This window comes from Telluria sp. Soil_C_11, from assembly GCF_057657395.1.
This window is the reverse complement of the sequence record NZ_JBDGIN010000008.1, coordinates 228,273-250,024: the sequence shown is the minus strand read 5'-3', so window position 1 is coordinate 250,024 and position 21,752 is coordinate 228,273. Positions and strand designations below refer to the sequence as shown.

At 67.6% G+C, this 21,752-nt stretch carries 18 protein-coding genes; 6 read left to right on the top strand and 12 right to left on the bottom strand.

Going from position 1 to position 21,752, the window contains the following annotated elements; genetic code table 11:
- Positions 1-19: 19 nt before the first annotated feature.
- Together yoaA and AC3A6M_RS15745 are read right to left on the bottom strand one after the other, a co-directional pair.
- Complete coding sequence (yoaA, locus tag AC3A6M_RS15750; RefSeq protein ID WP_487853661.1) at positions 20-2,101, bottom strand: DNA repair helicase YoaA; 2,082 nt, start codon at positions 2,099-2,101, stop codon at positions 20-22.
- 46 nt (positions 2,102-2,147) lie between these two features.
- A complete protein-coding gene (locus AC3A6M_RS15745) occupies positions 2,148-2,348 on the bottom strand; it encodes a YdcH family protein (RefSeq protein ID WP_258847070.1) in 201 nt (66 codons plus the stop codon).
- Positions 2,349-2,503: 155 nt separating this feature from the next.
- Between AC3A6M_RS15745 and AC3A6M_RS15740 the strand changes: the two genes are divergently transcribed.
- A complete protein-coding gene (locus AC3A6M_RS15740) occupies positions 2,504-3,307 on the top strand; it encodes a PP2C family protein-serine/threonine phosphatase (RefSeq protein WP_487853660.1) in 804 nt (267 codons plus the stop codon).
- A 3-nt stretch (positions 3,308-3,310) separates the two neighbouring features.
- Here the strand turns inward: AC3A6M_RS15740 and AC3A6M_RS15735 are convergent, their stop codons facing one another.
- The 6 genes from AC3A6M_RS15735 to AC3A6M_RS15710 all read right to left on the bottom strand — a co-directional run bounded on the left by AC3A6M_RS15735 (position 3,311) and on the right by AC3A6M_RS15710 (position 11,362).
- Positions 3,311-4,015: a hypothetical protein gene (locus AC3A6M_RS15735; protein WP_487853659.1), complete on the bottom strand. Its 705-nt coding sequence runs from the start codon at positions 4,013-4,015 to the stop codon at positions 3,311-3,313.
- Between the two features lie 28 nt (positions 4,016-4,043).
- Complete coding sequence (gene zapE, locus AC3A6M_RS15730) at positions 4,044-5,141, bottom strand: cell division protein ZapE (protein WP_487853658.1); 1,098 nt, start codon at positions 5,139-5,141, stop codon at positions 4,044-4,046.
- A gap of 79 nt (positions 5,142-5,220) precedes the next feature.
- On the bottom strand, positions 5,221-6,654 hold the full coding sequence (lpdA, locus tag AC3A6M_RS15725) for a dihydrolipoyl dehydrogenase (protein WP_487853657.1): 1,434 nt from the start codon (positions 6,652-6,654) through the stop codon (positions 5,221-5,223).
- Positions 6,655-6,764: 110 nt separating this feature from the next.
- Positions 6,765-7,103, bottom strand: coding sequence for a PspC domain-containing protein (locus tag AC3A6M_RS15720; RefSeq protein ID WP_487853656.1), 339 nt, complete (start codon positions 7,101-7,103; stop codon positions 6,765-6,767).
- A gap of 62 nt (positions 7,104-7,165) precedes the next feature.
- On the bottom strand, positions 7,166-8,434 hold the full coding sequence (odhB, locus tag AC3A6M_RS15715; protein ID WP_487853655.1) for a 2-oxoglutarate dehydrogenase complex dihydrolipoyllysine-residue succinyltransferase: 1,269 nt from the start codon (positions 8,432-8,434) through the stop codon (positions 7,166-7,168).
- Between the two features lie 72 nt (positions 8,435-8,506).
- Positions 8,507-11,362 carry a 2-oxoglutarate dehydrogenase E1 component gene (locus AC3A6M_RS15710; RefSeq protein ID WP_487853654.1) on the bottom strand — a complete coding sequence of 952 codons (2,856 nt, stop codon included), beginning with the start codon at positions 11,360-11,362 and terminating at the stop codon, positions 8,507-8,509.
- 267 nt (positions 11,363-11,629) lie between these two features.
- Here AC3A6M_RS15710 and AC3A6M_RS15705 point away from each other — a divergent pair, with 267 nt between their 5' ends.
- Genes AC3A6M_RS15705 through AC3A6M_RS15685 form a run of 5 tightly spaced genes read left to right on the top strand, consistent with a single transcriptional unit; the run spans position 11,630 to position 16,082 of the window.
- A complete protein-coding gene (locus AC3A6M_RS15705) occupies positions 11,630-12,280 on the top strand; it encodes a PepSY-associated TM helix domain-containing protein (RefSeq protein WP_487853653.1) in 651 nt (216 codons plus the stop codon).
- A 16-nt stretch (positions 12,281-12,296) separates the two neighbouring features.
- Positions 12,297-12,821 carry a DUF2271 domain-containing protein gene (locus AC3A6M_RS15700; protein WP_487853652.1) on the top strand — a complete coding sequence of 175 codons (525 nt, stop codon included), beginning with the start codon at positions 12,297-12,299 and terminating at the stop codon, positions 12,819-12,821.
- A gap of 9 nt (positions 12,822-12,830) precedes the next feature.
- Positions 12,831-13,670 (top strand): DUF4198 domain-containing protein, encoded by an 840-nt coding sequence (locus tag AC3A6M_RS15695; RefSeq protein WP_487853651.1) that lies wholly within the window; start codon positions 12,831-12,833, stop codon positions 13,668-13,670.
- A gap of 20 nt (positions 13,671-13,690) precedes the next feature.
- Positions 13,691-14,713 (top strand): FAD:protein FMN transferase, encoded by a 1,023-nt coding sequence (locus AC3A6M_RS15690; RefSeq protein ID WP_487853650.1) that lies wholly within the window; start codon positions 13,691-13,693, stop codon positions 14,711-14,713.
- A gap of 7 nt (positions 14,714-14,720) precedes the next feature.
- On the top strand, positions 14,721-16,082 hold the full coding sequence (locus AC3A6M_RS15685; protein ID WP_487853649.1) for a sulfite reductase subunit alpha: 1,362 nt from the start codon (positions 14,721-14,723) through the stop codon (positions 16,080-16,082).
- A 4-nt stretch (positions 16,083-16,086) separates the two neighbouring features.
- Here AC3A6M_RS15685 and AC3A6M_RS15680 read toward each other — a convergent pair whose 3' ends face one another.
- From AC3A6M_RS15680 to AC3A6M_RS15665, 4 genes are all read right to left on the bottom strand, one after another.
- A complete protein-coding gene (locus tag AC3A6M_RS15680; RefSeq protein ID WP_487853648.1) occupies positions 16,087-17,925 on the bottom strand; it encodes a putative bifunctional diguanylate cyclase/phosphodiesterase in 1,839 nt (612 codons plus the stop codon).
- Positions 17,926-17,929: 4 nt separating this feature from the next.
- Entirely contained in the window at positions 17,930-18,529 is a 600-nt protein-coding gene (locus AC3A6M_RS15675; protein WP_487853647.1) for an MEDS domain-containing protein, read from the bottom strand.
- A gap of 82 nt (positions 18,530-18,611) precedes the next feature.
- Positions 18,612-20,834, bottom strand: coding sequence for a TonB-dependent receptor plug domain-containing protein (locus tag AC3A6M_RS15670; RefSeq protein ID WP_487853646.1), 2,223 nt, complete (start codon positions 20,832-20,834; stop codon positions 18,612-18,614).
- A gap of 102 nt (positions 20,835-20,936) precedes the next feature.
- Entirely contained in the window at positions 20,937-21,686 is a 750-nt protein-coding gene (locus AC3A6M_RS15665; protein WP_487853645.1) for a hypothetical protein, read from the bottom strand.
- Positions 21,687-21,752: the final 66 nt, after the last annotated feature.

Here is a 21,752-nt window from a genome sequence, read left to right as displayed (position 1 = left end):
GGCCGCGGGACGGCTTGCCTCACGCGTCCGGCTTCGGCTGCTTGAAGAACTCGATCACGTCCGCCTGCACCCGCGTACGCCGGAACGGCGGCAGGCTCTGCCAGATGCGGCGGCCGTAGGGCTTGCTGATCACGCGCGGGTCGCACAGCATCAGCACGCCGCGGTCGTCGACGTCGCGGATCAGGCGTCCGGCGCCCTGCTTCAGGTTGATGATGGCCTCCGGCAGCGTGTGGTGGACGAAACCGTTCATGCCCTTCTTTTCCATGACTTCGATGCGCGCCGCCAGCACCGGATCGTCCGGCGGGGCGAACGGCAGCTTGTCGATGATGACCAGCGACAGCGCCTCGCCGCGCACGTCCACACCTTCCCAGAAGCTCTGGCTGCCCACCAGCACGGCGTTGCCGGCGTTGCGGAAGGAATCCAGCAGCTCGGTGCGTCCGCGTTCGCCCTGTACGAACAGCGGGAACTCCAGGCCGCGCGCGGCGAATTCTTCGCGCAGGCGCTCGGCCACGCGGTTCACGGCGCGGATCGTCGTGCACAGGAAGAAGCAGCGGCCGCCGGCCGCTTCGATGACGGGCAGCGCCATGTCCACCACGGCGTCGGTATAGCCCATCGTGTTCGGTTCCGGCAGGCCGGTCGGCACGTACAGGATGCCCTGCTCCTGGTAATTGAAGGGGCTGGGCCAGGTGCGCGCCGGCTCGCCGGTCATGCCCATCTGCGACGTGAAATGCTTGAAATCGTTCTTCACCGCCAGGGTCGCCGAGGTGAAGATCCAGCTGCGGGGCGTCCCTGCGCGCTGGCCGGCGAAGATCGGCGCGATCGACAGCGGCGTCTTGTGCAGCTGCAGCGAGGACGAGAAGGCCTCGACCCACAGCACGGCGTCGGCGCCGCCGAATTCGCTGTAGTCCTTTTCCTTCGGGTCTCTCTTGACCGGCGCCGGCTTCCAGGCCTTGAAGTTCTCCAGCATCTCGACCGCGCGCACGCGGCACTGCTCGATCGTCTCGGCGCGTTCGGCCTGCTCCTCGAGCACGTCGACCATGCCTTCCAGCTCTTCCTTGAGCTTTTCCAGCGCCGGGAAGAAGTCCGAGCTCGGCGGGATCTGCGGCAGGGACAGGCGGGTGCCGCCTTCCGGGAAGGTCAGGCGCAGGTCGCGCGCGGCCTTCTCGACCACCATCACGACCTTGGCCCAGTCCGGGCCGCCGCGCGCATGCGCCAGGCCCTCGGCCAGCACGTCGCGGCATAGTTCCAGCACCTGCGAGGTCGAGACCGTGGTGCCGAAGAACAGCGTGGCGACTTCGGGCAGCTGGTGCGCCTCGTCGAACACGATGGTGTTCGCGGACGGTAGCAGCTCGGCCATGCCGCCCTCCTTCAGGGCCACGTCGGCGAAGAACAGGTGGTGGTTGACCACGACCACGTCGGCCTGCTGGGCTTCGCGGCGCGCCTTCATCACGAAGCAGTCCTGGTAATACTGGCATTCCTGACCGACGCAGTTCTCGCGCGTCGAGGTGACCAGGTTCCACACCGAGGCGGTTTCCGGGACCTTGGCCAGTTCGGCCTTGTCGCCCGAGTTGCTCATCTTGATGAAGCGCGAAATCTCGCGCAGGTGGCCGACGTCGTCGCGCGAGGTCAGGCGCCCGTTCTGCAGCGTGCGCTCCAGGTGGTAATGGCAGACGTAGTTGGCGCGGCCCTTCAGCAGGGCCACCGAGACCGGCGCGCGCAGGGCCGCGCGCACGTTCGGGATGTCGCGCGAGAACAGCTGGTCCTGCAGGTTCTTGGTGCCGGTCGAGATGATGGTCTTGCCGCCCCACAGCAGCGCCGGGACCAGGTAGGCGAAGGTCTTGCCCGTGCCTGTGCCGGCCTCGGCGATGAGCGTGCCCTGGCTGCCGATCGCGTCGGCGATCGCCTTCGCCATCTCGGTCTGCGACTGGCGCGGACGGAAGCTGCCGACGGCGGGCGCGAGCGGGCCGCCGGCGCCGAAGATGCGGTCGACCTCGGCGTCGTACTTGCCCGGCGCAACAGGCGCAGCGGGCTCGGCGGCGGACTCGGCGGACGAGGCTGCGGGGGCGTCGGCAGGAATGGCCTCGGCATCGGGGCCGGGCATGGGCAGGTGATCGGTCAAAGTCGTGGGAAAGGGTAAAACAGCCAGCTTACGCCGGCACGTCCGGCACCAACTGCATTTTCAGCAAGGTGATATGGTCTTTCAGCTGCAGCTTGCGCTTCTTCAGGCGGCGTAATTGTAGCTGGTCGGAATGGCCGTCACGGGTCAGCATGTCTATGACAGCGTCGAGGTCGCGGTGTTCCACGTCGAGTTCAATAATACGGCGCTGGATCTCCTGGACGTCGATCATGTTGGGCATTTCCGAAGTTGAGGGCTGAAGCCGGGGTGGGAGGACGCGATTTATTGTTACGGCTTGCAACAGTTGTGCAAACCAGTGCATAGTTTAATCTACGCTGACGTTGCCGCCAACAAAGTTCAGCAAGCCGGTATCGGAAAGCCACGTTTATGAGTCAATACAAGATAGAAGCGGGAACCGCGCAGCACATCGGCAATCGGCCGCAGCAGAACGATCGGGTCGCGCTGATGACGGGCGCGCGCGCGCCCGGATACGTGCTGGCGGTGCTGTCCGACGGCATCGGCGGGGCCGCGGCATCCGAGCAGGTGCTGCATACGGCCATGCACGTGTTCGACCTGTTCAAGCCTGGCGACCATCCCGGCGTCGAGCGCCTGGAAGCGCTGCTGCACGACATCGTGCAGGAGACCCACATGGTCATCAAGATGAACGCCGTGGCCGCCGGGGTCGAAATGCATGCCAGCTTCGTGGGGCTGCTGCTGTCGCCGCATGGCGAGGCGGTGTGGGCGCATGTCGGCGACTCCCGCCTCTACCACTTCCAGGACGGCGCCTGCCTGGCGCGCACCGGCGACGCCGCCTATGTCGAGCACCTGGTGTCGAGCGAGCGCCTGCCGCTTGATGCGGCCAGGAACCACCGCAAGTCGAAGCTGCTGGTGAACGTGATGGGCAACAGCCGCAAGGATCCCTACGTGACGGTCGGCCACCGCACGGGCCTGGCCGCGGGCGAGGTGTTCCTGCTCGCCTCGGACGGACTGTGGCATTTCTTCACCGATGCCGAACTGGGCGCCGCCACCGCGAGGATGACGCCGCGCCAGGCGGCCGAGATGCTGATCGACAAAGCCGGCGAACGCTCCGAGGGCAAGGGCGGCAACTGCTCGATGGCGATCGTCAAGCTAGTGCCGCCGCCGCAGGATGCGGGCGGCTACAAGGTACAGAAGCTGAAACGGACGGTGTGACGGTCATTGCGCCGGCGGGGCCGGCGTCTTCGCTGCCTTCGCTTTTTCTTCCTCGGCCTTCTTGGCCGCCTTCGCGGCGCGCTCGGCCTTGCGGCGCGCGACCTCGCGCTGGCGCTCTTCCGATTCGGCCTTGCGGCGCTCGAAGTCGCGCACGTTCCTGGCGCGCTGCGGCGCTGCGGCGGCTTCCTTGGCCTTCGCCTCCTGCAGGCGCGCGTCGCGCGCCGCCACGCGGCCCGGCACGGTCGGCGCGCGCGGCGCCGGCGCTTCCTGCACTGCGCGGGTCGGCTGCGGCGGCTGGGCCGCCAGGCGCGCCTCCTCCTCGCGGTAGCGCCGGTCGGCTTCGGCCAGCTTGCGGTCGCGCTCGTCCACCACGGCCTGGCGCTTGAAGCGTTCGGCCTGCACCTCGATCGCGCGCTGGGCCGCGAGCGAGCTGCGGCGGCGTTCCTTGGCTTCGTCCAGGCAGCGGTTCACGAAGAACTTGTCGTAGCAGACCCGTTCGCGCTCGGCATAGCGGGCCTCGATCGCGGCGCGTTCGCGCGCCACTTCGGCCAGCTGCTGGTCGGCCTGGGCCACGGAAGCGACCGGCGGGGGCGGCACTTCGCGCGGGGCCGGGCGGTTGCCGGCGCAGGCGGCCAGCAGCGCGCACAGCAGGGCGCCCTGGACGGCGGCGCCGGCGCGGCGCAGGAACATGGACGGAACAGGTTTCATCGTGATCTTGTCTTCCTCTTGGTGGGACTCAGGCGAGCGAATCGGCGGCGCCGCGGCGCTCGGCCAGCATGTATTCGCGCGATTGCATCTCAATGATACGCGAGACCGTGCGATGGAACTCGTTCGACATCGCGCCTTCGGTGTACAGCTGTTCCGGCGCCACCTCGGCCGACATGATCAGCTTGACCTTGTGGTCGTAGAACACGTCGATCAGCCAGGTGAAGCGGCGCGCCTCGGACGACATCGCCGCCGACATGCGCGGCACCCCGGACAGGATCACGGTGTGGAACTGGCTGGCCAGCTCCAGGTAGTCGTTCTGCGAGCGCGGGCCGCCGCACAGGGTGTGGAAGTCGAACCAGATCGCGCCGCCGGCACGGCGCAGCGCACGGATCTCGCGCTGCTCGATGTGCACGCGCGGATCTTCGTCGGCGGTGTCGGCGACCTTGGCCCAGGTGTCGCGCAGCTGGTGGTCGCTGGCCGCGCCGAGCGGCGTGTAATAGGCCTGCACCTGCTCCAGCGCGCGGTGGCGGTAGTCGATGCCGGCGTCGACGTTCATCACGTCCAGCCGGTTCTTCAGCAGGGCGATGGTGGGCAGCATGCGGTCGCGGTGCAGGCCGTCCGGGTACAGCTTGTCCGGATCGTAGTTCGACGTCATCACGAACGACACGCCGTTCTCGAACAGGGCGGACAGCAGGTTGTACATGATCATCGCGTCGGCGACGTCGCTGACGTGGAATTCGTCGAAGCAGATCAGGCGGTACTTCCTGGCGATGCGTTTTGCCACCTCGATCAGCGGATCTTCCACGCCCTTCAGCTCGTCGAGCTGGCGGTGCACGGCGCGCATGAATTCATGGAAGTGCAGGCGCGTCTTGCGCACCACCGGCACCACCGAATAGAAGCTGTCCATCAGGAAGGACTTGCCGCGCCCCACTCCGCCCCACATGTAGACGCCGGTCGGCACCTCGGGACGGTTGATCAGGCGCTTGAAAGCGGACGACCGCTGGGCCTTGTAGTGGACCCAGTCGTCGTACGCCTGCTGGAGTCGGTCCACCGCGCGCTGCTGGGCCGGATCGGACTTGAAGCCGCGCTCGGTGAGGGCGTGCTGGTAATACTCTTGGACGTTCATGAAATACCGATGGTTTAACGGACCGTGGGCAGCGTTGCGGGCTGGATGCCCGCAACGCTGCCCACGTCACGTGTGTTGCTTAGAAGTTCAGCGAACGCTTGTCGACGGCGAGCGCGGCTTCCTTGGTCGCTTCGGACAGGGTCGGGTGGGCGTGGCAGATGCGGGCGATGTCTTCGGCCGACGCCTTGAACTCCATCGCCACCACGGCTTCCGAGATCAGCTCGGAAGCGACCGGGCCCACGATGTGCACGCCCAGGATTTCGTCGGTGGCGGCATCGGCGATGACCTTGACCATGCCGGTGGTGTCGCCCAGCGCGCGCGCACGGCCGTTGGCCATGAACGGGAAGGTGCCGGCTTTATAGGCGACGCCGTCCTTCTTCAGCTGCTCTTCGGTGCGGCCGACCCAGGCGATTTCCGGCGAGGTGTAGATCACCCACGGAATGGTGTTGAAGTTGACGTGGCCATGCTGGCCGGCGATGCGCTCGGCAACCGCGACGCCCTCTTCTTCCGCCTTGTGCGCCAGCATCGGGCCGCGCACGACGTCGCCCACCGCCCAGATGCCCGGCACGCCGGTGCGGCACTCGTCGTCGACGGCGATGAAGCCGCGCTCGTCGAGCTGCAGGCCGACGCTTTCGAAGCCCAGGCCGATGGTGTTCGGCACGCGACCGATCGAGACGATCAGGCGGTCGAAGGTCGCGGTCTGCGCGGCGCCGCTGGCATCAGCGTATTCCACGGTGACGCTGTTGTCGCCCTTGGTGATGTTGCCAATTTTAACGCCGAGGTGGATTTCCAGGCCCTGCTTGGTGAAGGCCTTCTGCGCTTCCTTGGCGATCTGCTGGTCGACCGCGCCCAGGAAGGCCGGCAGGCCTTCCAGCACGGTGACTTTCGCGCCCAGGCGGCGCCACACCGAACCCATTTCCAGGCCGATCACGCCGGCGCCGATCACGCCCAGCTTGCTTGGCACGGCGTCGATGGCCAGCGCGCCGGTGTTCGACAGGACCAGCTTCTCGTCGAACGGGGTGCCCGGCAGTTCGCGCGGGTTCGAGCCGGTGGCGACGATCACGTTCTTGGCGGTGATGCTGTCGGTGGTGGTGCCCGAGACGTTGATCGTGAAGCCTTCGCCCGCCTTGCCGGCCAGGGTGCCGCGGCCGTGGAAGAAGGTGACCTTGTTCTTCTTGAACAGGTAGACGATGCCGTCGTTGTTGGCCTTGACCACGCCATCCTTACGCTTCAGCATCGCGCCCAGGTCCAGCTCCAGGCCCGACACATTGATGCCGTGTTCCTTGAAGCCGTGGCCGGCATGCTCGAAGTGCTCCGACGACTGCAGCAGCGCCTTCGACGGGATGCAGCCGACGTTGGTGCAGGTGCCGCCCAGGGCCGGACCGCCCTTGGCATTTTGCGCCTCGTCGATGCAGGCGACCTTGAAGCCCAGCTGGGCAGCGCGAATGGCGGCCACATAGCCGCCGGGGCCGCCGCCGATCACGACGACGTCAAATTGTTTTTCGTTGCTCATTATCGATTCCTTTTATGCCGTCGCCCCCGCGGAGGCGGGGGCCCAAGTTTGCAAGCGTTACCGCTACGCGTCCAACTTGGGTTCCCGCCTTCGCGGGAACGACGGTTGAATTATTCTTCCGGTACGAAGATCCACAGCAGCAAATAAATCACCGCCCCGAATCCGAACGTCAGGGTGAACAGCGTGAACACCAGCCGCCACACCCACGAATCCACGCCCGACACCTGCGCCAGACCGCCGCACACGCCGCCGATCCAGCGGTCGGTGCGCGAGCGGCGCAGGGTGTTGAGCTCCGCGGCAAAGCTGCCGTCGGCGCTCGATGCGGCGCCCTTGTTCAGGTTCACCGTCGAGGACGACAGGATCTTCGCCTTGGCCTGTTCGAATTCGGCGTCGGTCAGGGCGCCGGCCTGGTGCAGCTCGTGCAAGCGCTTGATTTCATCGGCAATCATGGTGATACCCTTCCATCAGACAAAGCACGAGGGCAGCGCCAGCGCGCCCTCCCGAACGGCGATTACAGGTCCAGCAGCAGGCGGGCCGGATCTTCCAGCGCGTCCTTCATCGCGACCAGGCCCAGCACGGCTTCGCGGCCGTCGATGATGCGGTGGTCGTAGGACATTGCCAGGTAGTTCATCGGACGGATCACGATCTGGCCGTTCTCGACCACGGCGCGGTCCTTGGTCGCGTGCACGCCCAGGATCGCCGACTGCGGCGGGTTGATGATCGGGGTCGACAGCATCGAACCGAACACGCCGCCGTTCGAGATCGAGAAGGTACCGCCGGTCAGGTCTTCCAGGGTCAGCTTGCCGTCCTTGGCTTTCTGGCCGAATTCGCCGATCTTCTTCTCGATCTCGGCGATCGACATCTGGTCGGCGTTGCGCAGGATCGGCACCACCAGGCCACGCGGCGAACCGACGGCGATACCGATGTCGAAGTAGCCGTGATAGATGATGTCGTTACCGTCGACCGAGGCGTTCAGGATCGGGTACTTCTTCAGGGCGGCAACGGCGGCCTTGACGAAGAAGGACATGAAGCCCAGCTTGACGCCGTGTTCCTTCTCGAACTTGTCCTTGTACTTGTTACGCAGTTCCATGACCGGAGCCATGTTCACTTCGTTGAACGTGGTCAGGATGGCGTTGGTCTGTTGCGACTGCAGCAGGCGCTCGGCGATACGGGCGCGCAGGCGGCTCATCGGCACGCGCTCTTCCGGACGGTCGCCCAGGTTGGCCGGGGCCGGTGCGGCAACTTGCTGCAGGGCCGGCTTGGCGGCCGGGGCAGCCAGCGGAGCCGGAGCGGCCGGCGCGACGGCGCCTTTGTTGGCGACGGCGGCCAGGGCGTCGCCCTTGGTCACGCGGCCGTCACGGCCGGTGCCGGTGGCGTCGGCGGTGGTCAGGTTGGCGTCGGCCAGGATCTTGGCGGCGGCCGGCATGGCGACGTCGCCCTTGCTGCCGGTCGATGCGGATGCCTGCGGTGCGGCGGCGGCGGCCGGTGCGTTCGGGACGGCTGCCGTGGTGATGCCGATCGGGCTGGCCTGGGCCGATGCTTCGGTATCGATGATGGCGATGGTCTCGCCCGAGACGACGGTCGCGCCGTCGGCCTTGATCAGCTGGACGATCACGCCCGCGGCCGGGGCCGGCAGTTCCAGGACCACCTTGTCGGTCTCGATGTCGATCATGTTCTCGTCGCGCGAAACGGCTTCGCCGACCTTCTTGTGCCAGGACAGCAGGGTCGCTTCAGCAACCGATTCCGACAGTTGGGGGACCTTGACTTCGATTTGTGCCATTTTTAATTAACTCCGTGTGTATTCTGTGCAAAAACCCCGTGCTTGTGACACGGGGTGCTCTTGGGCTGCTTCTTATTTGGTGAGGATGAAACCCTTGAGCTTCGAGAACGCGGTTTCCAGCAGTTCCTTCTGCTGCGCCACGTGCTTGTCGGCGTAACCGACGGCAGGCGACGCGGAAGCGGGACGGCCGGCGTAGGCCAGGCGCTGGCCCGATTCCATGCTTTCGAAGATGTTGTGCTGGATCTGGAACCACGGACCCTGGTTTTGCGGCTCGTCCTGGGCCCACAGCACTTCGGTCGCGTTCGGGAACTTCTTCAGTTCGGCGCCGAAGGCCTTGTGCGGGAACGGATACAGCTGCTCGAGGCGGATGATCGCGGTGTCGGTCGCGTTGCGGGTCTTGCGGGTGTTGACCAGGTCGTAGTAGACCTTGCCCGAGCAGACGATCACGCGCTTGACCTTGTTGCCGTCGATCTTCTCGTCCAGTTCGCCGATCACGGTCTGGAAACCGCCCTTGGCCAGGTCGGTCAGCGGCGAGCCGGCGTCCTTGTTACGCAGCAGCGACTTCGGCGTGAAGATCACCAGCGGCTTGCGGAACTGGCGCACCATCTGGCGGCGCAGCAGGTGGAAGATCTGGGCGGCGGTGGTCGGCTGCACGACTTGCATGTTGTGGTCGGCGCACAGCTGCAGGAAGCGCTCGATACGTGCCGACGAGTGCTCCGGACCCTGGCCTTCGTAGCCGTGCGGCAGCATCAGCACCAGGCCCGAGGCGCGGCCCCACTTCACTTCGCCCGAGGCGATGAACTGGTCGATGACGACCTGGGCGCCGTTGACGAAGTCGCCGAACTGGCCTTCCCAGATGGTGAGCGTGTTCGGCTCGGCGGTCGAGTAGCCGTATTCGAAGCCCAGCACCGCTTCTTCCGACAGCACGGAGTCGATGACGGTGAAGTTGGCCTGGTTGTCCGACACGTTGGCCAGCGGCAGGTAGATGCCCTGGTCCCAGCGCTCGCGGTTCTGGTCGTGCAGCACGGCGTGGCGGTGCACGAAGGTGCCGCGGCCGGCGTCCTGGCCCGACAGGCGGACCGCGTAGCCCGACGACAGCAGCGATGCGTAGGCCAGGTGTTCGCCCATGCCCCAGTCGAGGTTCATCTCGCCGCGGCCCATGGTGGCGCGGTCGTTCAGGACCTTCTCGACCAGCGAGTGCAGCTTGAAGTTTTCCGGCACGGTGGTGATGCGCTGCGACAGGCGCTTCAGCTCGGTCAGCGGCACGGCGGTGTCGGCGGCGTCGGTCCACTTCTTGTTCAGGAACGGCGCCCAGTCCACGGCGTACTTGTTCTTGAAGTCGGTCAGGACCGGATCGATGGTGTGCTTGCCGGCGTCCATCGCGGCGCGGTATTCGGCCACCAGCTGGTCGCCGCCGTCGGCGGCGATGGTGCCCTGCGCAGCCAGCTTGTCCGCGTACATCTTGCGGGTGCCCGGGTGCTTGGCGATCTTCTTGTACATCAGCGGCTGGGTCAGGGCCGGGGTGTCCTGCTCGTTGTGGCCCAGCTTGCGGTAGCAGACGATGTCGACCACCACGTCCTTGTGGAACTCGGTGCGGTAGTCCATCGCGATCTGGGTGGCCAGCACGACGGCTTCCGGATCGTCGGCGTTCACGTGCAGCACCGGCGCCTCGATCATCTTGACCACGTCGGTGCAGTAGATCGTCGAACGGGCGTCGCGCGGGTCCGAGGTGGTGAAGCCGATCTGGTTGTTGATGACGATGTGGACGGTACCGCCGGTGCCGTAGCCGCGGGTCTGGGCCAGGTTCAGGGTTTCCATGACCACGCCCTGGCCGGCGAAGGCGGCGTCGCCGTGCACCAGGATCGGCAGCACTTCCTTGCCCTGGCGGTCGCCGCGGCGTTCCATGCGCGCCTTGACCGAACCCTCGACCACCGGATTCACGATTTCCAGGTGCGACGGGTTGAACGCCAGCGACAGGTGGACCGGGCCGCCCGGGGTCGAGATATCGCTCGAGAAGCCCTGGTGGTATTTCACGTCGCCCGCCGGCAGGTCGTCGGCGTGCTTGCCTTCGAATTCTTCGAACAGCTCGGACGGGGCCTTGCCCAGGGTGTTGACCAGCACGTTCAGGCGGCCGCGGTGGGCCATGCCGATCACGATTTCCTGCACGCCCTGCTCACCGGCGCGCTGGATGACTTCGTCCATCGAGGCGATGAAGGATTCGCCGCCTTCCAGCGAGAAACGCTTGGCGCCGACGTACTTGGTGTGGAGGTAGCGCTCCAGGCCTTCGGCCGCGGTCAGGCGCTCGAGGATGTGCTTTTTCTTTTCTGCGGTGAAGGCCGGGGTCGAGCGGATCGATTCCAGCTTTTCCTGCAGCCAGCGCTTTTCGGTCGGGTCGCTGACGTACATGAACTCAGCGCCGATCGAACGGCAGTAGGTATCGCGCAACATGTTCAGCAGGTCGCGCAGGGACGCGGTTTCCGGGCCGAAGTAGGTGTTGCTGATGTTGAATTTGGTGTCGAGGTCGGCTTCGGTGAAACCGTAGAAGGCCGGATCCAGTTCCGGGATCGGCGGGCGCTCCTGGCGCTGCAGCGGGTCCAGGTTGGCCCAGCGCGAACCGAGGTAGCGGTAGGCAGCGATCACCTGGGTGACGGCGACGCGCTTGCGGCCGAGTTCGGCGTCTGGCGAAGCAGTGACGGTGCGGATCGGACCCTGCTTGGCACGCTCGGCGAAGGAGGCGATCACGGAGGAGTGGACCACGTCCGGCTTGGCCGAACCGTCGACGGCGGGCATGTGCTGCATCGCGTCGAAATAGGCGCGCCAGTTGTCCGGCACCGAGCCCGGGTTGTTCAGATATGCTTCATACAACTCTTCCACATAAGGCGCATTACCGCCGAACAGGTACGAGTTGCCTTCGTATTGCTGCATCATTCTTGCTCACCTTTCTTCGCGTTTCGCGATTTTAGGGCGGGTTAATCTAACCTTCCGCGACACGGCCTGACCGGTTAGCGGATCGCACTACTACTCAAGTTGTGGGGGAAGGACTCTACAGGGCCAATCAGCACAGCCAACGTGGCCCGCGGTATTGTAACGCAAGGCGCCAAGCGCGACAGAGACTGGCGTTGTTTTTATTTGTTACTATGTGGCATCGAAACAGCTGAGTTGACCGGCTAAATGATAATCGTTATCATTTGCCCCATGCACTCGACCGGTCCGACCACTTCCTCCCTGCCCAGCGCCCGCCGCGCCGTCTGGCTGCGCCAGTTGCATCAATGGCATTGGATCAGTTCCGCCATCTGCCTGATGGCGATGCTCCTGTTCAGCGTCACCGGCTTCACCCTGAACCACGCCTCGCAAATCGAGGCGAAACCGCAGGTCACGCGCCAGAAGGCGAGCGTGCCCGGCCCGCTGCGCGAGCGCCTGGCCGCCTTTGCCGAAAGCCATGCCGACGCCAGGGTCCCGCTGCCGGACGAGGTGGCCAGCTGGGCCGACAAGACCTTCCCGGTCGACGTGCGCGGCGTGAACGCCGAGTGGAGCGAGGAAGACGCCTACGTCGCCCTGCCCCGTCCCGGCGGCGACGCCTGGCTGCGCATCGGCACCGACGGCCAGGCCGAATACGAGAAGACCGACCGCGGCTGGATCTCCTGGCTCAACGACATGCACAAGGGCCGCAACGCCGGCGCCGTGTGGAGCTGGTTCATCGACATCTTCGCCGGCGCCTGCCTGGTGTTCTGCATCACCGGTTTCCTGATCCTGAAATACCACGCCGCCAACCGGCCATCGACCTGGCCGGTGATCGGCTTCGGCATCGTGCTGCCGGTCGTACTGGCGCTCCTGTTCGTACACTAACCGAGAAAGAAAGCCCATGAACCTGTCCCGATCGCTCGCCCTGACGCTTCCGCTGGCCTTGCCGCTAGTGTCGAACGGCGCCCTGGCCGCCGACCTGACCGTCAAGTTCGAGCTGCCGCAGCTGAACGTGGCCGAATACCACAAGCCCTACGTCGCGATCTGGATCGAGCGCGCCGACCAGAGCGTGGCCTCGACCCTGGCGGTGCTGTACGACGTCAAGAAGAAGGACAATGCCGGCACCAAGTGGGTCAAGGACCTGCGCACCTGGTGGCGCAAGGCCGGCCGCGACGTCGAGCTGCCGATGGACGGCGTCTCCGGCGCGACCCGCCCGGCCGGCGTGCAGAGCCTGACGTTCGCCCCGGCCAGGACCGGCCTGGACAAGCTGCCGGCCGGCGACTACAGGCTGGTGATCGAGGCCGCGCGCGAAGCCGGCGGCCGCGAACTGGTGCGCGTGCCCTTCACCTGGCCGGCCAAGGGCAAGCTGGCCGCCAGCGCCGCCGGCAAGGAAGAGCTGGGCGCCGTGTCGATCTCGATCCAGTAAGGACTTCCCATGCAAACCCGATTCATGAAGCAGTTCGCGATTGCCACGCTTCTCGCCGGCATCGCCTGCGCCGCCCAGGCCCACCGTCCGTGGATGCTGCCGACCAGCACCTTCATCGAGACCGACCGCGAAGCCTGGGTCACGATCGACGGCGCCGTCTCGGAAGGCCTGTTCAACGTCGACCACATGCCGCTGCGCATGGATGGCCTGACGGTCACCGACCCGGACGGCGCCACCGCGCCCGCCCCGGCCGCCACGGTCGGCAAGTTCCGCTCCAGCGTCGACCTCAGGTTGCCGAAGGACGGCACCTACCGCATCACCCTGGCCGCCACCAGCGTCATGGGCAGCTACAAGCTGAACGGCGAGATGAAGCGCTTCCGCGCCAGCGAGCAGAACGCGGCGAAGGAAATCCCGGCCGGCGCCACCGACGTGAGCCGCACCACCATGGTCCAGCGCCAGGACACCTTCGTCACCCTGAACAAGCCGACCACCGGCGCGCTCAAGCCGGTCGGCGCCGGCCTCGAACTGGTGCCGGTCACCCATCCGACCGAGCTGCGCGCCGGCGAAAAGGCGACCTTCCGCTTCCAACTGAACGGCCAGCCTCTGCCGAACTTCCCGTTCAGCCTGGTCCCGGGCGGCGTCAAGTACCGCGGCACGATCAACGAAGTGCGCCTCAGCACCGACGCCAGGGGCGAAGCCACCTTCACCCTGCCGGCGCCGAACATGTACTGGCTGAGCGCCAGATATCCGGCAAACGAGCCCGCCAACGCGCCGCGCGGCCCGGCCGAAGGCCAGCCGGACGCGAAGCGCTACAGCTACTCGGCGACGCTCGAGATCCTGCCCGAGTAAGCAGCCGGATCAGCTCCAGCATGCGCGCCGTCCTCGTCCCGCTCGACGTCGACCCGGTCCTGCCCGATCCCGCCAGCCGCCCGCACAGCCTGGCCGGGACGGCGATGGGCACCGGCTGGTCGGCGCGGCTGCTGCTGCCGCCCGGCGCCCGCCCCGGCCTCGAGCGCGACCTGCGCGGCGCCCTGCAGCGCGAGCTGGACGGGATCGTGGCCCAGATGAGCCATTGGGAAGCCGATTCCCTGCTCTCGCGCTACAACCGCGCACCAGGCGATACCTGGCATGCGCTGCCGCCGCAGTTCTTCGCCGTGATGGACTACGCCCTCGGCGTGTTCGAGGACACCGGCGGCGCCTGCGACCCGGCCGCCGGCGCCTTGGTCAACCTGTGGGGCTTCGGTCCCGCCGGGCGCTACGACCAGGCCGGCTTCTATGCCCCGGCCGGGGACGCCATCGCCGCCGCGCTGGAGCGGCGCCGCGCCGCCCAGCCCCGGCTCGACCGCGTGGGACGCCGCCTCTACCAGCCGGGCGGCGCCATCCTCGACCTGTCGTCGGTGGCGAAGGGTTATGCGGTCGACTGCCTGGCGCAGCGGCTGGAAGCGCTGGGCGTGCGCCATTACCTGGTCGAAGCCGGCGGCGAATTGCGCGGCGCCGGCGTCAAGCTGGACGGCCAGCCCTGGTGGGTCGAGCTGGAAGGCGTGCCCGATGCGGCTGGGTCTTCCGTCACGCAATCGGTGGTCGCCCTGCACGGGCTGGCGGTCGCCACCTCGGGCGACTACCGCAGGTATTTCCACCACGCGCGGCGGCGCGCCTCGCACACGCTGGATCCGCGCACCGGCTACCCGATCGCCAACGGTGTCGCCTCGGTGACGGTGCTGGCCCCGACCTGCATGGCGGCCGATGCCCTCTCCACCGCCCTGACCGTGATGGGCCTCGACGCCGGCCTGGCCTTCGCCGAAGCGCGCGGCCTGGCGGCGCGCTTCCTGCTGCGCGAACCGCCGGGCCTGCGCGAAGTCCACACCCCCGCCTGGCGCGCACTGCTGCAATGACGCCGCGATGACGATCACCACCGAACCGCTGCGCCTCGCGGGCGCCCTGCTGCTGTCGGCCGGCTGGCTGCTGATGTGCGCCGCAATGTGGCGAAAGCAGTTGCGCAGCGCCCGCGCGCGCGCCGCCGCCGGCGCCGGCAGCGCGGCGGGAGAGTGGCTGGTCGTGTACGCAAGCCAGACCGGCTGCGCCGAACTGCTGGCCTGCCGCAGCGCCGAGCTGCTCGCCACCGGCGGCCTGGCGGCGCGCACGGCCTGCATCTCCAGCCTCGACGAAGCCGCCCTGCGCAATGCCTCGCGCATCCTGTTCGTTGCCAGCACCTATGGCGAAGGCGATGCACCGGATACCGCCGCGCGCTTCGCCGGCCGCCTGATGGCGCAGCAAGCGGACCTGTCGCACCTGCACTATGCCGTGCTGGCGCTGGGCGACCGCAGCTACGCCAACTTCTGCGGCTTCGGCCGCGCGCTCGACGCCTGGCTGCAGCGCGCCGGCGCCACGGCACTGTTCGAGCGCATCGACGTCGACCGCGGCGACGGCGCGGCCCTCGACGACTGGCAGCACCACCTGGCGCGCCTGGCCGGCACCGACGACGCCCCCGACTGGGAAGCGCCCGCCTACGCCGACTGGCGCATCGCCGAACGCGAACTGCTGAACCCCGGCAGCCTGGGCGCCCCGCTGTACCGCCTGGCGCTGGCGCCGGTGGACGGGCCGCTGCCCGCCTGGGAAGCCGGCGACCTGGCCCAGCTCAGCGCCCCGGCCGACCCGGAGCATCCGCGCGAATACTCGATCGCCTCGATCCCGTCGGACGGCCGGCTGGAGCTGCTGGTGCGCCTGCAGCGGCGCGACGACGGCAGCCCGGGCGCGGCCTCCGGCTGGCTGTGCGAAGGCGCGTCATCCGGCGATGCGCTGCGCCTGCGCATCCGCGCGCACCAGCGCTTCCGCCTCGGCGACAACGCGCGCCGGCCGCTGCTCCTGGTCGGCAACGGCAGCGGCCTGGCCGGCCTGCGCGGACTGCTGCGCGCCCGCATCGGGCTCGGCGTGCGCGAAAACTGGCTGCTGTTCGGCGAACGCAACGCCGCCCACGATTTCCTGCTGCGCGGCGAACTGGAAGGCTGGCGCGACGCCGGCTGGCTGGCGCGGCTCGACCTGGCGTTTTCGCGCGACCGGCAGGAGCGGATCTACGTGCAGGATGTGCTGCGCGCCGAAGCGGACGCGGTGCGCGAGTGGATCGGGCGCGGCGCCGCGGTCTACGTGTGCGGCAGCCTGCAGGGCATGGCCGGCGGCGTGCACGAGGCGCTCGGCGCCATCCTCGGCAAGGAACTGCTGGACGGGCTGGCGGCGGATGGGCGCTACCGGCGCGACGTCTACTGAAAACCTATCCGGGCTGTGCCCTCCACGGCATCCCGACCGGCTGCCGGAACCGCTCCAGCAAAGCCCCGGACGGCAGCGGACGCGCGATCAGGAAGCCCTGGATCTCGTCGCAGCCATGGCGTTCCAGGAAGGCGGCCTGGCCGGCGGTTTCCACGCCTTCGGCGATCACGCGCATGCCCAGCGTCCTGGCGAAGGAAATCACGGCCAGCACCACCGCCGCGGCGCTCGGCACGGTTTCGATCTCGTGGATGAAGGAACGGTCGATCTTCAGCTTGTCGACCGGGAAGTTGCGCAAGGCGCTGAGGCTGGAATAGCCGGTGCCGAAGTCGTCGATCGAGATCGCCACGCCGAGCGCCTTCAGCTCGTGCAGCAGGCCGGTGGCGTGCCCGATGTCGACCATGATCGAACTCTCCGTGATCTCCAGCTCGAGGCTGGACGGCATCAGGCCGGTGGACTGTAGGGCATGCTTCACGGTGTCGACGATGCGGGCGTCGCGCAACTGGCGCGCGGCCAGGTTGACCGCCACGGTCCGGTTGCCGAAGCCGGACTCCTGCCAGATCCGGGCCTGCAGGCAGGCCTGCTGCAGCACGCGTTCGCCCAGCGCCACGATCAGCGCCGAATCCTCGGCCAGGGGGATGAAGCGGGACGGCGGCAGCAGGCCATGCTTCGGATGCTCCCAGCGCACCAGCGCTTCCGCGCCCGCGAGGGTGCCGGTGGCCAGGTCGAGCTTGGGCTGGTAATGCAGGACCAGCTCGCCGGCCGTCAGGGCCTGCCGCAGTTCGGTCTCGAGTTCGATGCGTTCGGCCACCGCGGCGTCGCGCGTGCTGGCGTAGAGCTGGATACTGTCCTTGCCGGAATTCTTGGCGCGCAGCATCGCCGAATTCGCACGGCGCAGCAGCAACTCGGCCTCCTCGCCGTCGAGCGGGTAGACGGCCGCCCCGATGCTGCAGGTGACCACCGCCTCCTTGCCCGCCAGCGACACCGGTTCGCGCACCGCCGCCAGCATCGCGTTCAGGCGGGCGCTGCTGCGTTCGACGCTTTCCAGCCCGGACAGCAGGATCACGAATTCGTCGGAGCCGATGCGCGCCACGGTATCGCTGTCGCGCACCAGGCGCCCGAGGCGCCTGGCGGTCTCGCGCAGGAACTGGTCGCCGCAAGCGTTGCCGAGGCCGGTATTGATGAAGCTGAAGCTGTCCAGGTCGAGATACACCACGGCCACCATCCGGCCCTCGCGCTGCGCCGCGCAGATGGCGCCCTGCAGGCGGTCGATCAGCAGTGCGCGGTTCGACAGCCCGGTGAGCTGGTCATGGGTGGCGCGGTACTCCAGCTCGCGGGTGCGCTCGGCCACGCGCAGTTCGAGGCCGTCGCGCGCCTGGCGCAACTCGTCGTTGGCCTGGGCCAGGCGGTCCTGGTAGTGGCGCGCGACCAGGATCCGGGCCAGGGTGCCGGCGATATTGCCCAGGAAAGCGACGTAGGGCCGCAGCGCCTCGTCGTCGTCCACCCTCAGCAGCAGCCAGCCGAAACGCCGGCCCGGCGCGCCGATCGGGAAACACTGCATGCCGGTCTTCAGGTGGCGCATGACATTCAGCACCGGCACCGGCGAGCACTCGTCCTCGCAACGCTGCTTCAGGGCCGCCATGTAGGCGCTGGGCGCCGTGGTGTGGCCTTCGAGGTCGACCCAGGCCTCGGCCACGCCCGGCAGGCTCTCCAGCGCACGCGAGACGAAGCCGGCGATGTGGACTTCGTCCGGCATCGCGTCCATGGCCTGCTGGATGACGAGCAGGCGCCCCAGCACCGTGGCATCCAGCGCCGGCTGGCCCGGCTTTTCGACGACGGCGGCCATGGCCTCACCCGTAGTTCTGGTAGAAGGGATTGCGCAGGACGTGGCCGCCGACGATCACGATGGGATGCGCGTTCAGCACATCGTAGATCAGGCCGCCGTCGAACCTGTTCAGGTCGTACTGGCACATGATGGTCATCGGCGCCTCCTTGATCAGCTCGTTGATCCGCGTTTCGCATTCGAGGATGCGGTCGGCGCCGGGGATGCCGCGCAGCGCCCAGGTCATTTCGCCGGCGAAGCGGGCACCGGACAGCCCGGCGGCCTGGCATTGCCGGTACGCCTCGCGCAGCCTGGCGAGCATGTCGTCCGGATCGAAGCGGCCCATCGGGTAGTAGCCTTCCGCCGTGATGGCGGTTTCCACCAGGCCGGGGCGGTCCCTGGCGGCCGCGGCCAGGTCCAGCCGCTCCAGCACCCGCGGCAGGTCGGCGCGGCTGGGCACGTCGGCCACGTAGCTGAAGGCTTCGTGGCTGCGCAACGCCTCGCGCGCATACAGGGGCAGGATCTGGCGCCGCTCCTCGTCGTCGTTGTAGAGATAGCAGATATGCGTGCCCGCCGGATAGGGCTCGTCCGTGAATCCGAGGCATACATGCCGTTCTGGCTCCGCCATGTTCGCTCCTGCAACTTGGCACGTCGGAGGTCCAGCATACACTTATTCGCCGCGAATCAGCGTCGGCTTTAACCTACAACATTCAGAGTTTTACTTCCAGATTCACGCCCACCCGCATCGACTGCGGCGTGAAGCCGGTCTCGCGCGAAGTGCCGGCCGAATCATTGTAAATACGGTCCGATGCGAAGTCCTGGCCGAGGATGTTGTTGGCCGACAAGCGCACCTGGTAACGCGGGCCGAGCTTGACGAGCAGGTAGGCGTCGAGTTCGCGCCGGGTCTGCTGGTACTGGGACTGGGCCTCGGAAATCCGGACCCAGCCGCCCTTCTGCCAGGCCAGGCTGCTGCCCACGGTCAGGTCGCCCTTGCGGTAGTCGAGGCCGACGTTCGCCGACATCGCCGTCTGGCCGTCGAGGCGGTTGCCGGGGCCGGGCACGGAGGAGACCTGCGACCAGTTGCGGCTGAAGGCGGCGCGCAGGTCGAGGCCCGCGAGCGCCGCCGCCAGCAGCTTGCCGGGCGCCTTGGCTTCCAGCTGCAGCGAGCGCACCAGCGCGTCGCCGTCGTTGACCGGGCGGTAGACCCAGCGCCCGCCGGCGTCGACATCGAGGGTGGTGCGGATATAGTCCGAGATCGCGCGCCGCGACACGCTCGCCGAGAACATCGCGCCCTCTTTCAGGAAGTGTTCGTAGGTGAGGTCGATGCCGTTCGCCAGCTCGGGGCGCAGGTCCGGGTTGCCGCCGGAATCGGGCGCGAAGCGGGTGTTGACCGCGGCTTCGTAGCGGCGCGCGGTGAGCTGCTCGATGGTCGGCGCCTTGTAGGTGCGGGTCAGGGCCAGGCGCAGCTGGCGGCCGCTGTTGTCGGGGAATTTGTACAGCGTCTGGGCCACCGGGCTCAGCACGTGGTTGCGCGAACTGGTCGACAGCCGGCCGGTATCGGTGCCGCTCGCTTCGCTGTCGGTCTGCACGCCTTCCCAGCGCGCGCCGAGGTAGACCGAAAGCTGCTTGTCGACGTTCCACTCGTCCTGCACGAAGCCGGCCAGGCGCGCGAGCTTCGGTTCGAAAGTCTCGACGATGCGGGTCGGCGCATCGCCGTCCGACTGGTCGCGGCGGTCGCGCCGCTGTTCGCTTTCCTGCACGCTGGCGTCCAGCCCGGTCGCCAGCGCATGGCCGTCGAACAGCGAGCGCGTGTACTTGCCGCGCAGGCTGGCGCGGTGCCCGCGGGTGACGCTGTCCCAGTCGCGCAGCAGGCGCCGGGCGCGCCCGGCGGTATACATCTCGTTGACGCTGTCGTTGTCGTTGCGGTTGCGCTCGGCCGACAGCTTCAGATCCAGCTTGCCGCCCGCGACCTTGCCGATCCAGCCGATCTCGCCCTGCATCATCGTCATGCTGCCCGGCGAACGGTACAGGTTCTCGACATAGTCCGGATCGCCGAAGCTGCCGACCTGGTTGTCGTTGGTCGAGCGGCCGCTCCAGCCGTTGCGGTTCGACTGCAGCCCGCCCGACAGGTTCAGCTCGTCCCCATCCGCATCTTTCCAGGACAGGCGCGGGAACAGCGCCACGCCGCGGTAGCTGCCGCCGCCGTCGGAGGCGGTCGCGCGCGCCTGCGTCACTTCGCCGGACGGCAGGGTCAGGCGCCCGGTGCCGCGCGAATGGCTTTCGTTGTCGCCGCCGTACAGCCCGGCGTACATGAAATACGAGAGATTGCCCTTCTTGTCGGCCAGGTTCAGCCCGGCATTCGCGTTGCGGCTCTGCTGCGAGCGGAAGCCGGACAGGCGCAGGTCGCGCTGCGCCTTCGACGTCACCTTCTTCAGCACGATGTTGATGGTGCCGGCGATCGCCTGCATCGAATATTCCGCGCTGGCGGCGCGGATGATCTCGATGCGCTCGATCTGGTCGGGCGTCAGCGCGTCCATGTCGAAGCCTGGCGGCGGGCGGTCGCCGTTGACCAGGATCTGGGTGTAGCCGGCGCCCAGGCCGCGCATGCGCAGCGTCTTGCCGCTCACCGTCACGCCCGGGGCGCGCTTGAGGACGTCGAAGATATTGTCGTCGCCGTACTTGCGGATCTCTTCCGCGCTCATCACGGTCTTGCTGGCGGTGTCGTCGCGGCGCGGATCGTAGTTGCCGGCCGCGGCCTTCACCTCGACGGTCGCGATCCTGCCGTCCTTGCCGGGCGGCGCTTCCTTGGCGGCCGGCTTGTCGGCGCCGGCTTCGGTGGGGACCGCCTGCGCCTGCGCCAGCGCGGCGGCCGGCGGCAGGGTCGATATGGCGAGGTGGACGGCGATGGCGAGAGGGCGACGCTGGAAGATCATGAAGGGCTGCTACGTTGACTGACAGCCCGACACGATACCAGTTGCCACCTACCTAAAGCTACGTCAATTGTCACATTGCAATATTTCTTTTGCCCGCAGCGCCTAGCCGGCGGGGTGCACGCAGGCGATCAGGGAGTTGGCGGTATCCGCCCGCTCGACCGACAGGCCGGTATTCAGGTCGACCGCCATGTGGCTGGCGCTGCTGGCCGTGATGCCCATCGTCGACGACCAGGTATTGCCCAGCTCCCAGCCATGGCCGGCGATCGCTGCCGACGCGTACAGGTTCTGCAGCTCGGCCTGGGTCGGCTGTCGCCAGCCGGTCGTGCCTTCGATGGTCGAGCCGGCGCAGAAGTCGCGGGCGTCGGTCCATTTGGCCGCCGCATTGCTCACGCCCATCCAGGTCAGCGAGCCGGTCGTCACCTTGCTCGCGCCATTGGGCGGCACGACGCAGGTGTTGTTGCTCAGCATGGCCGGCGGAATGCAGGTCGGGATCGCGGTGCAGACCCCGCCGATGCGCGTGCTGCCGGCGTCGCAGGGCACGGCCGTCACGGTGAGCGTGGTCGAGGCCGAGGTCGGCCCGTAGCTGCCGATGGCGGCCTGGGCCGCGGTGATCGTGCTCACGCCGGGGCCGGTGATGGTCACCGTGCTGCCGGCGATGGTGGCGACCTTGGGATCGCTGCTGGTGTAGGTGAACGGCGCCGGGCTGCGCGAGGACGGCGGGGTGATGTCGAAGGGCTTGTCCGTTTCGGTCTTGGTGATCGCGGCGAAGGGGCCGAGCGGCGGGCCCTGGTCCGGATCGCTGCACGCCGCCAGCAAGCACATCATCAACAGCCAGCCAAGCATTCGTTTCATGTTTTCCTCGCAAAATTCCTGGATTTAACTTTTTTCACAATATCAAAATCCCTCCGCGCAAAATGC